The 11,344-nt window shown below is 62.8% G+C and carries 9 protein-coding genes; 6 read left to right on the forward strand and 3 right to left on the reverse strand.

Annotation, left to right across the window (positions count from 1 at the left end):
* The first annotated feature begins 8 nt into the window (after positions 1 to 8).
* The 5 genes from mnmC to AB1462_RS23105 all read left to right on the forward strand — a co-directional run bounded on the left by mnmC (position 9) and on the right by AB1462_RS23105 (position 7,285).
* Complete coding sequence (gene mnmC, locus AB1462_RS23085) at positions 9 to 2,003, forward strand: bifunctional tRNA (5-methylaminomethyl-2-thiouridine)(34)-methyltransferase MnmD/FAD-dependent 5-carboxymethylaminomethyl-2-thiouridine(34) oxidoreductase MnmC (RefSeq protein ID WP_315336982.1); 1,995 nt, start codon at positions 9 to 11, stop codon at positions 2,001 to 2,003.
* Between the two features lie 177 nt (positions 2,004 to 2,180).
* On the forward strand, positions 2,181 to 3,953 hold the full coding sequence (locus tag AB1462_RS23090) for an N-acetylglutaminylglutamine amidotransferase (protein ID WP_367248003.1): 1,773 nt from the start codon (positions 2,181 to 2,183) through the stop codon (positions 3,951 to 3,953).
* Between the two features lie 3 nt (positions 3,954 to 3,956).
* The gene (ngg, locus tag AB1462_RS23095; RefSeq protein WP_090406957.1) at positions 3,957 to 5,693 is read left to right on the forward strand and encodes an N-acetylglutaminylglutamine synthetase; all 1,737 of its coding nucleotides are present in this window, start codon (positions 3,957 to 3,959) and stop codon (positions 5,691 to 5,693) included.
* 110 nt (positions 5,694 to 5,803) lie between these two features.
* Complete coding sequence (locus AB1462_RS23100; protein ID WP_090406959.1) at positions 5,804 to 6,988, forward strand: osmoprotectant NAGGN system M42 family peptidase; 1,185 nt, start codon at positions 5,804 to 5,806, stop codon at positions 6,986 to 6,988.
* Between the two features lie 69 nt (positions 6,989 to 7,057).
* Positions 7,058 to 7,285, forward strand: a complete 228-nt coding sequence (locus AB1462_RS23105) for a YheU family protein (RefSeq protein ID WP_003236706.1) — start codon at positions 7,058 to 7,060, stop codon at positions 7,283 to 7,285.
* 1 nt (position 7,286) lies between these two features.
* Here AB1462_RS23105 and csrA read toward each other — a convergent pair whose 3' ends face one another.
* Complete coding sequence (gene csrA / locus AB1462_RS23110) at positions 7,287 to 7,484, reverse strand: carbon storage regulator CsrA (protein ID WP_090406962.1); 198 nt, start codon at positions 7,482 to 7,484, stop codon at positions 7,287 to 7,289.
* A gap of 128 nt (positions 7,485 to 7,612) precedes the next feature.
* Entirely contained in the window at positions 7,613 to 8,428 is an 816-nt protein-coding gene (locus AB1462_RS23115; protein ID WP_090406965.1) for an SDR family oxidoreductase, read from the reverse strand.
* 328 nt (positions 8,429 to 8,756) lie between these two features.
* Between AB1462_RS23115 and AB1462_RS23120 the strand changes: the two genes are divergently transcribed.
* Positions 8,757 to 8,909: a DUF3309 family protein gene (locus AB1462_RS23120; protein ID WP_015885095.1), complete on the forward strand. Its 153-nt coding sequence runs from the start codon at positions 8,757 to 8,759 to the stop codon at positions 8,907 to 8,909.
* Between the two features lie 54 nt (positions 8,910 to 8,963).
* On the opposite strand, the gene AB1462_RS23125 is transcribed toward AB1462_RS23120, so the two are convergent.
* On the reverse strand, positions 8,964 to 11,051 hold the full coding sequence (locus tag AB1462_RS23125) for an LTA synthase family protein (protein WP_090406967.1): 2,088 nt from the start codon (positions 11,049 to 11,051) through the stop codon (positions 8,964 to 8,966).
* Positions 11,052 to 11,344 lie beyond the last annotated feature (293 nt).

Raw genomic sequence — 11,344 nt, forward strand, 5'->3', positions numbered from 1 at the left:
AGCCGCCCATGAATCCCGTAACCCACGCCCAGCTCGACTGGGATGACCAAGGTCGCCCGCACTCGCGGGTCTTCGACGATGTGTACTTCTCCGATAAGTCGGGCCTTGAAGAAACCCGCTATGTGTTCCTCGAACAGAACCGTTTGCAGGAGCGCTTCGCCGCCTTGCCGGCAGGCGGGCGACTGGTGATCGGCGAGACCGGCTTCGGCACCGGCTTGAATTTTCTCTGCGCCTGGCAGCTGTTCGAGCAACACGCCGTGGCCGGTGCGCGCCTGCACTTTGTCAGCGTGGAGAAATACCCGCTGAGCCACGCCGACCTGCAGCGCGCCCTCGCCCTCTGGCCAGAGCTGCAAGCGTTCGCCGAGCCCTTGCTGGCTCAGTACATCGCCATCCACCAGGGCTTCCAACGCCTGGTCCTGGACAACGGCCGGGTCACCCTGACCTTGCTGATCGGCGACGCCCTTGAACAACTGCCACAGCTCGATGCGCAGATCGACGCGTGGTTTCTCGACGGTTTCGCCCCGGCAAAAAACCCCGACATGTGGACCGCCGAGCTGTTCGCTGAACTGGCACGCCTGGCCGCACCGGGCTCGACCATCAGCACCTTCACCAGCACCGGCTGGGTTCGTCGCCTGATCAACGCGGCCGGCTTCAAGATGAAGCGCACCCCGGGCATCGGCCACAAGTGGGAAATCCTGCGCGGGGAGTTTCTCGGTTGGCCGGCTGAAACGCCTGCGCCGCCAGACGCCAAACCTTGGTTTGCGCGCCCACCCGTACACAACGGCGAGCGTCGTGCCCTGGTGATCGGCGGCGGCCTCGCCGGCTGTGCCAGCGCGGCCAGCCTGGCGGCGCGCGGCTGGCAGGTCAGCCTGCTGGAGCGCCATGACGGTCTGGCGCAAGAGGCTTCGGGCAACCCACAAGGCGTGCTGTACCTCAAGCTCTCGGCCCACGGCACGGCCTTGTCCCAGATGATCGTCAGCGGGTTCGGGCATACCCGGCGCCTGCTGGAGCACCTGCAACGCGGTGTGGATTGGGACGCTTGTGGCGTGCTGCAACTGGGGTTCAATGCCAAGGAGGCCGAACGCCAGGCGCAACTGGCCGAGGCGTTCGCGCCGGCGTTGCTGCAGTTGCTGGACCGCGACCAGGCCCAGATTCGCGCCGGGGTGGGCCTGGAACATGGCGGGTTGTTTTTCCCCGAGGGCGGCTGGGTGCATCCGCCCGCCCTGTGCCAGTGGCAGGCAAGCCAGCCAGGCATCGAAGTGCACGCCCACCATGATGTGCTGGAACTGCGCAAAGTCGGCGCTCAATGGCAGGCCTGGGACGGTGATCGCCTGCTGGCCAGCGCCCCCGTGGTGGTGCTGGCCGGCGCGGCCGAGGTCAAGCGCTTTGCCGCCAGCGCCGAGCTTCCCCTCAAGCGTATTCGTGGGCAGATCACCCGCTTGCCCCAGACCGGCGACAGCCAGGCCCTGGCCACCGTGGTGTGTGCCGAAGGCTATGTGGCGCCGGCTCGCCTGGGCGAGCACACACTGGGGGCCAGTTTTGATTTCAAGAGCGATGACCTCACCCCCACCGCCGCCGAGCACGCCGGTAACCTGGCGCTGCTGGAGGAAATCTCCCCGGACCTGACCCGACGCCTGCACGCTGCCACCCTGCCCCCGGACGCACTGGAAGGCCGCGCCGCCTTTCGCTGCACCAGCCCGGACTATTTACCGATCGTCGGGCCACTGGCGGATACCCCGGCGTTCGCCCAGGCCTATGATGCGCTGCGCAAAGATGCCCGCCACACGCCACAGGCCGCCTGCCCATGGCTGGAGGGCCTGTACGTCAACAGCGGTCACGGCTCACGGGGCCTGATTACCGCGCCACTGTCCGGCGAGTTGCTGGCGGCGTGGCTGGACAATGAACCGCTGCCGTTGCCGCGCAGTGTGGCCGAGGCCTGTCACCCGAACCGCTTTGCGGTGCGCGCGCTGATTCGCAGTAACGTCGCAAAAGCCGCCCAATAGGCGCCGCCTCAACCCACCGGAGGCCGCTCGCAGGGGAGCCGCAACCGGGGGCGGCGGTTTGCCATATAACTTATTGATCTAAAACTCCGCGTATAGCCTCGGGTCAGTCCCTAGGTACCCGCCGTTTCGGCGCGTGCCTTTCTATCCCTCCCCAACGGAAAAACCGGTAAGGAACCTATGTGCGGATTAGCTGGCGAGTTACGTTTCGATCTTCAACCTGCGGACCTCGCAGCGGTGGAGCGAATTACCCATCACTTGGCACCACGCGGGCCTGACGCGTGGGGCTTCCATGCCCAAGGGCCGATTGCCCTGGGCCATCGACGCCTGAAAATCATGGACCTGTCGGACGGTTCCGCCCAACCGATGGTCGATGCCCAACTGGGCCTGTCCCTGGCGTTCAACGGCGCGATCTACAACTTCCCGGAATTGCGCCAGGAGCTTGAAGCCCTGGGTTACGCCTTCTATTCCGGCGGCGATACCGAAGTGCTGCTCAAGGGTTACCACGCCTGGGGCGAAGTGCTGCTGCCCAAGCTCAACGGCATGTTTGCCTTCGCCATCTGGGAGCGCGATGCCCAGCGCCTGTTCATCGCCCGTGACCGTCTCGGCGTGAAGCCGTTATACCTGTCGCGCACCGGCCAGCGCCTGCGTTTTGCTTCGGCCCTGCCGGCGCTGCTCAAGGGCGGTGACATCAATCCGATCCTCGACCCGGTGGCGCTGAATCACTACCTCAACTTCCATGCGGTGGTGCCGGCACCGCGCACCCTGCTGGCGGGCATTGAAAAACTGCCGCCGGCCACTTGGATGCGCATCGATGCCGAAGGCAACACCGAGCAGAAAACCTGGTGGACCCTGCCCTACGGCCCCCATGAGGACGAGCGCAATCTCACCCTCGAAGACTGGACCGACCGCGTGCTCGACAGCACCCGCGAAGCCGTGGCGATTCGTCAACGGGCTGCCGTGGACGTCGGTGTGCTGCTCTCCGGCGGCGTTGATTCGAGCATGCTCGTCGGCCTGCTGCGTGAAGTCGGCGTACAGGACCTGTCGACCTTCTCCATCGGCTTTGAAGACGCCGGTGGCGAGCGTGGCGACGAGTTCCAGTATTCGGACCTGATCGCCAAGCACTACGGCACCCGTCACCACCAACTGCGCATTGCCGAAAGCGAGATTATCGAACAGCTGCCGGCGGCGTTCCGCGCCATGAGCGAGCCGATGGTCAGCCATGACTGCATTGCCTTTTACCTGCTGTCGCGGGAAGTGGCCAAGCATTGCAAGGTGGTACAGAGCGGCCAGGGCGCTGACGAGTTGTTCGCCGGTTACCACTGGTACCCGCAGGTCGATGGCGCCAGCGACCCGTATGCCGCGTACCGCGATGCCTTCTTCGACCGCAGCTACGACGACTACGCCGCGACTGTCGCGCCGAAATGGCTGACCGCCAACGACGCCGCCGGTGACTTCGTGCGCGAGCATTTTGCGATGCCCGGCGCGGACGCCGCCGTGGACAAGGCCCTGCGCCTGGACAGCACGGTGATGCTGGTGGATGACCCGGTCAAACGCGTCGACAACATGACCATGGCCTGGGGCCTGGAAGCCCGAACGCCGTTCCTTGACTACCGTCTGGTGGAATTGTCGGCCCGCGTGCCGGGCAAATTCAAATTGCCCGACGGTGGCAAGCAAGTGTTGAAAGAAGCCGCACGCCGGGTCATCCCGAGCGAAGTCATCGACCGCAAGAAAGGCTACTTCCCGGTGCCGGGCCTCAAGCATTTACAGGGCGACACCCTGAACTGGGTGCGCGAACTGCTGCTGGACCCGAGCCAGGATCGCGGCCTGTTCAACCCGGCCATGCTCGACCGCCTGCTCACCGACCCGCAGGGCCAATTGACCCCGCTGCGCGGCTCGAAGCTGTGGCAACTGGCAGCGCTGAACCTGTGGCTCAGCGAACAAGGAATCTGATTGATGAAACCCCATGCAGCGGCTTACAGCCAACGCTTGTTGAAGGGCCAGGCGCCAACCTACGAGCGCCTGCAAGCGCGCCTGGCCGAAGATGGCAGCCCGCTGGCCGCCGAGCCGATCGCAGTGCATTGCGGCTGGGGCCGGTTGTTGATCGGCCACACCTTCCCCGACCCGGCCAGCCTGGCCCAGGAACTGCTCAACGAACAGCCCGGCGAGCGCGACATCGCGCTGTACGTGGCCGCCCCCCAGCAGATCCTCGGGATCGATCCGCAGCAGCTGTTCCTCGACCCGTCCGACACGCTGCGCCTGTGGTTCAGCGAGTATCGCCCCTCCACCCGTGTGTTTCGCGGTTTCCGCATTCGCCGGGTGCAGGGCGAGGCCGATTGGCTGGCGGTCAACCAGTTGTATCAAAGCCGCGGCATGTTGCCGGTCGATGCCGAACGCCTGACACCGCGCCATGAAGGCGGCCCGGTGTACTGGCTGGCCGAGGACGAAGACAGCGGCGCGGTGATCGGCAGCGTGATGGGCCTGAACCATCAAAAAGCCTTCCACGACCCGGAAAACGGCTGCAGCCTGTGGTGCCTGGCGGTCGACCCGCAGTGCACGCGGCCCGGCGTCGGTGAAGTGCTGGTACGCCATCTGGTGGAGCACTTCATGAGCCGTGGCCTGAGTTATCTGGACCTGTCGGTGCTGCACGATAACCGCCAGGCCAAGAGCCTCTACGCCAAGCTCGGTTTCCGTGCGCTGACCACCTTTGCGATCAAGCGCAAGAACGGTATCAACCAGCCGCTGTTCCTCGGCCCCGGCCCGCAGGCGGGGTTCAACCCCTATGCGCGAATCATCGTCGAAGAGGCCCACCGCCGTGGGATTGATGTGCAGGTGGATGACGCCGACGCCGGCTTGTTCACCCTCAGCCATGGCGGGCGCCGCGTGCGTTGCCGCGAATCGTTGAGCGACCTGACCAGCGCGATCAGCATGACCCTGTGCCAGGACAAAAGCCTCACGCACAAGGTGTTGAAAGCGGCCGGTTTGAACTTGCCGTCGCAGCAACTGGCGGGCAGTGCCGACGACAACCTGGAGTTCCTCGACGAACACCAGCGCATCGTGGTCAAGCCGCTGGATGGCGAGCAAGGCCAGGGGGTGGCGGTGGATTTGCAGAGCATCGAAGAGGTGCAGCAGGCGATTGAAGCGGCGCGGCAGTTCGACAGCCGCGTGTTGCTCGAAAGCTTCCACGAAGGCCTGGACCTGCGCATCCTGGTGATCGGTTTCGAGGTGGTCGCCGCCGCAATCCGCCGCCCCGCCGAAGTGACCGGTGATGGCCAGCATTCCATCGGCGCGCTGATCGAAGCCCAGAGCCGGCGACGCCAGGCGGCTACCGACGGAGAGAGCAAAATCCCCGTGGATGCCGAAACCGAGCGCACCCTGGCCGCCGCCGGCTACGACTACAGCAGCATCCTGCCCCGTGGCAAGACGCTCGCCGTACGCCGTACCGCCAACCTGCACACCGGCGGTTGCCTGGAAGACGTCACGGCGATCCTCCACCCCACGCTGGTGGACGCCGCCGTGCGTGCTGCCCGCGCCCTGGACATCCCGATGGTGGGCCTGGACCTGATGGTGCCCGCCGCCGATCAACCCGAATACGTGTTTATCGAAGCCAACGAGCGGGCCGGCCTGGCCAACCATGAACCGCAGCCGACGGCGGAGAAGTTTGTGGACCTGTTATTCCCCCACAGTGGATAGCCTCAAGTTACAAGCTGCAAGCCTCAAGCGTAGAGCAATGCTGGCAAGCCTCAGATACCGCTTTTAACTTAAAGCTTGCAGCTCAAAGCTTGCAACTAAAGGAAACCTTTATGAGCCGAACCATCCCCGAGCCGGATCTCAACTACCTGCAAAAAGTGCTGCTGGAAATGCTCGCCATTCCCAGCCCCACCGGGTTTACCGACACCATCGTGCGCTACGTCGCCGAGCGCCTGGAAGAACTCGGCATCCCGTTTGAAATGACCCGGCGCGGGACCATTCGCGCCACCCTCAAGGGCCAGAAAAACAGCCCCGACCGCGCGGTGTCCGCGCACCTCGACACCATCGGCGCCGCCGTGCGCGCGATCAAGGACAATGGCCGCCTGACCCTCGCCCCGGTTGGCTGCTGGTCAAGCCGCTTTGCCGAAGGCAGCCGCGTCAGCCTGTTCACCGACAACGGGGTGATCCGTGGCAGCGTGTTGCCGTTGATGGCCTCCGGGCACGCGTTCAACACCGCCGTGGATGAAATGCCGGTGAGCTGGGACCACGTGGAATTGCGCCTGGACGCCTATTGCGCCACCCGCGCCGATTGCGATTCCCTCGGGATCGGCATCGGTGACTACGTGGCGTTCGACCCGTTGCCCGAGTTCACCGAAAGCGGGCATATCAGTGCACGCCACCTGGACGACAAAGCCGGCGTCGCCGCGCTGTTGGCCGCGCTCAAGGCCATCATCGACAGCGGCGAACCGTTGCTGATCGACTGCCACCCGCTGTTCACCATCACCGAAGAAACCGGCAGCGGCGCTGCGGCGGCACTGCCTTGGGATGTAAGTGAGTTTGTCGGTATCGACATTGCCCCGGTCGCCCCCGGCCAGCACTCCAGCGAGCATGCGGTCAGCGTGGCGATGCAGGATTCCGGCGGGCCGTATGACTATCACCTCTCACGCCACTTGCTGCGTCTGGCCTCGGATAACGACTTGCCCGTGCGCCGCGACCTGTTCCGCTATTACTTCAGCGACGCCCACTCGGCGGTGACGGCCGGGCATGACATCCGCACGGCGCTGCTGGCGTTCGGTTGCGATGCGACCCATGGCTATGAGCGCACCCATATCGACAGCCTGGCCGCGCTGAGCCGCCTGCTGGGCGCGTATATCCTCAGCCCGCCGGTGTTCGCCAGTGACGCCCAACCGGCCCAGGGTTCATTGGATCGGTTCAGCCATCAGATCGAGCACGAAACGCAGATGGAGAGCGACACGCGCGTGCCGTCGGTGGACAGCCTGGTCGGGCAGAAGTCCTGACGCTGGCAACAGCTGGTAACTGGAACCCCGGCGCAGTAGCATCGCCGGGATCCATCACCTGAGGCTTGTATGCTGATTCCCTACGACGCACTTGAAGTCGACACCCTGACCCGCCTTATCGAAGACTTCGTGACCCGCGACGGCACCGACAATGGCGACGACACGCCCCTGGAAACCCGCGTACTGCGCGTACGCCAGGCGCTGACCAAGGGCCAGGCGCTGATCGTGTTCGACCCGGACAGCGAGCAGTGCCAGTTGATGCTCAAGCACGATGTGCCCAAGCATCTGTTCGACTGACTCAGGGGTTGGTGGCGGGCTGGGATTGCGTGGCTTGACGCTCGAGGATCTTCTGGTAGACCTCGGCGCGGTGGACATGCACCCCGACGGGCGCGGCAACCCCGAATTTCACTTGGTTACCGTTCAACTCAAGAATGTGCACGGTGATGTCATCACCGATGGAGATGATTTCGCCTACGGCGCGGCTTAAGACCAGCATGGCGGTTGTCCCTTATTGACTAACAGGACCCCGACCATGCGCGCTGGGTGTGGGCGCAGCAATGCCTCGCGGCAAAATCAGGCAATGCCTACCTATGCAGGTAAATTGCCTGACAGACTACTGCGTGATCAGCCTTTAACAGCCTGTGCCTTGGCGCGCATCTTGTCGGCCATGGTGGTCATTTCGTCATAGAGCAACTGCGGGTTCTTCTGCTTCAATGCCCACGCCATCCGCCCTTGCTCATGGGGCAGGATCATGAATTCGCCCTGCGCCACACGCTGGTAGATGTAGTCGGCAATGTCCGCCGCCGAGATCGGCGAGCTCTCGAGCAACTTGCCCACCTGGGCCTTCATGGCCGGCGTCGGCCCACGGAACGAATCCAGCAGGTTGGTCTGGAAGAACGACGGGCACACCACGTGCACCCCGACTTCCTGCTGCTTGAGCTCCACCAGCAAACTCTCCGACAGCGCCACCACACCGGCCTTCGCCACGTTGTAGTTGCTCATGGCCGGCCCTTGCATCAGTGCCGCCATCGAGGCGATGTTGATGATGCGGCCCTTGCTCTTTTCCAGCAGCGGCAGGAACGCCTTGCAGCCCTTGACCACGCCCATCAGGTTGATTGCGATCTGCCAGTCCCAGTCCTCCAGGGACAGCTCGGCGAAGAAGCCACCCGAGGCCACACCGGCATTGTTGACGATCACATCGATGCCGCCGAGCTTCACTTCGCAGGCCTGGGCAAACGCGGTGAGCTGGCTGTAGTCACGCACGTCGCAGCGCTGGATAAAGCCATCGCCACCGGCCTCGCGCACTAACTTGAGGGTTTCCTGCAAGCCTGGCTCGCTGACGTCCGACAAGGCCAACTGCCAGCCCTCGCGGGCCCAGCGCAGAGCGATTTCACGACCCAGGCCGGACCCGGCGCCAGTGATCATCATGCGATTTTGCATAGGAAGTAGCCTTGTGGTTCACAGAAGAAGTGATCGGCAGTGTAGCGAAGGTTTTTCCTGCACCCACGCACCATCAGAGTGATGAATGCCCCAGGCAAACCGTGGGCCGGGTCGGATCCCTGCCCTTAGCCTAAGTTCAATGTTTTTCAACTAATAAGCGGTAAGTGCGGGTGAATTAAAAGAAATAAGCGACTGATCGAAATGCTTTAAAAAACATGGAATTTTCTGCGAAGCGGCAGAGTCGGAGTTGTTAAGGCGTCTGTAATTAACTCTGCAGGCCTATCGTTAAACAACCGGTCTTTGCAGAAAGACAATAAGGAAAAAAACCATGAGCCTGATTCTGATCATTATCTTGATCCTCCTGCTGGTCGGCGGCCTGCCGGTATTCCCGCACTCGCGCAACTGGGGCTATGGCCCGTCGGGTATCCTGGGTGTCGTGCTGGTTGTCCTGCTGGTGCTGTTGTTACTCGGCCGGATATAAAATCCGCACAAAAAAAAAGAGGCCTGTTAAGGCCTCTTTTTTATTGCCGGTTAGTTAGTCCGGTTTGCCGTTAATCACACCGGCGGTGTTATCCAGCAGGCTCTTGGTCGCCGTTTGCAGGAACGACTCAAGTTTCTGCTTCAATGCCGCCTCGTCCGGCGATTCGGCAATCACTTTACCGGTAGGGTTGGCGCCCAGTTCGTATTCCCACAACTTCGGTGGCATTTCCTTGGGCAGTACCAGGATACGGTCTGCGGTAACCAAGGCCACGGTCTGGTCGCTGCCCGAGGGTTTGATCACGCCGAAGCCCTTGTCGCCTTCCGGCAGGTTCAGCAGGTCACGGCCCCAGCATTGGTGCAGGGTGTCGCCACCCAGGCGGCCCATGATGGTCGGCACGATGTCGATCTGGGTGCCCACGGTGTGGTCACGCTCGCCGAACTTCTCCTGCATGCCCGGTGCAATCATCAGCATCGGTACGTTGAAGCGGCCCAGGTCCATCTCGGTGATCTGCTGTTCGTTGCCGAAGCCGTGGTCGCCGACGATCACGAACAGGGTTTCCTTGAAGTACGGCTCCTTGCGGGCCTTTTCAAAGAACTGGCCCAGGGCCCAGTCGGAGTAACGCATGGCCGTCAAATGCTCGTTGAGGCTGCCACGGTCGGTGACTTTCTCGACCGGCAATGGCGTCGGCAATGCGTACGGCGTGTGGTTGGACAGGGTTTGCAGCAGCGCGTAGAACGGCTTGCCGCCTTCACGGGCCTTCAACTCTTCCAGGCCACGGTTGAACATGTCCTGGTCGGACACGCCCCACGTCGGGTCGGAGAACACCGGGTCGACGAAGTCGTTGCGGCCGATGAAGTTGGTCATGCCCTGGTTGCTGAAGAAGCCCGACTGGTTGTCCCAGGCAAAGTCGCCGTTGTAGACATACACGTCGTTGAAATCCCGGGCGCTGAGCAACTGCGGCAGGCCTGACAGCTTGTGGCTGCCTTCCGGGGTCTGCATCAGGTATTCAAAGCCCGGCAGGTTCGGGAAGCAGGCCATGGTGGCGAACATACCCTGGTGGGTGTGGGTGCCGTTGGAGAAGAAACGATCAAACAGCAGGCCTTCCTTGGACAGTTTGTCGAAGTACGGCGTGATGTTGCCGGGACGACCCAGGGCGCCTACCGAGTGACCGGCGAAGCTTTCCATCAGGATGACCACGACATTCTTGATCGGCAGGGTCTTCTCGGCCGGCGGCATGTAGTCACGGCGCACGGCGGCGATGTCGGTATCGACCAGTTTCTCTTGCGGCAGCACCAGCATGTCACGCACGGTCTGGGTGGCCAGCGGCTGGGCCAGGGTGGCCTTCCAGATGTTGGAGCGGTCTTCACCGAACCGGGCCTTGGCCGCCGCGACCAGCGACAAGGTGCCATTGAGACCCAATTGGTTGGCGAAGTTCGAATCGGTGGTATAGACATCCCCCCAACGCAGCGGTGGCCCTTGGCGCAGGGTGCCACGGGCGGCAACCACGGCGACCAGCAGGCACACCACGAACACCGCGATACGGCTGTACCACGGCGCCACCTGGCGGGTACCGATGCTGCCACCACTGAACGGGCCGCGTGGGCGCGTGGCGCGGTCGGCGCCCTTGAACGCCATGCTCAGGATCAACGTGCCCACGGCCCAGGCCAGCAGGTAGCGCACCACCGGGAAACCGTACCAGAGCATGCTCATCACGGTTTTCGGGTCTTCCTTCACATACTGGAAGACCAAGCCGTTGAGGCGCTGGTGGAACTCGCGGTAGAAGTCCATCTCCATCAAGCCCAGGAACAGGGCGATGCTGGACGCAATGGTCAGCCAGAAGCGGAAGAACCCACGCGCGGCCATGGCCCGTACGCTGAACAGTGCCAGCAGCAACGGGATGATCAGGTACACCACCAGGCGTATGTCAAAACGCAGGCCGTTGGCGAACGCTTCAAGGAAGGTCGAGGCCGGCGTGTCGAGGATCATCTCGCGGTTGTAAGCCAGCAGCGCCACGCGCAGCAGGGAGAACATCACCATCATGACCAGTGCGCAGAGCAGCGTGTACGCCAGATGGGATTTGACGGTCGGTTGCAGCAGGCGATTAGAAGCTCGCTGCTGACTCAGGGCGTCCGGGTTTGCCATGTCGTTTCAGGACCCATTGGAAGTTTAAGTGACGAAGTATTGCAGTGGCGCGAATGGTGCCCGATCAATGCCATCAAGGCTATTAATTACTGAACGAGCACTGCTGCCCCGCCGTTGAAAACACCTGAGGCAGGGCCTTGGCAAGGAGATAGAGCCGGCGGATTGTCTTGGATAAGATGTGAAAATTTCGTGCAGCGAATATTTCGACACACAAAATGCAGCGAAGAAATGAGCAAGTACCGTAGCAGCTGCCGAGCCTTGGCGAGGCTGCGTTTGCGGTGTGTCGGGTACAC

Source organism: Pseudomonas sp. SB113, from assembly GCF_040754745.1.
Lineage (GTDB): Bacteria > Pseudomonadota > Gammaproteobacteria > Pseudomonadales > Pseudomonadaceae > Aquipseudomonas > Aquipseudomonas grimontii.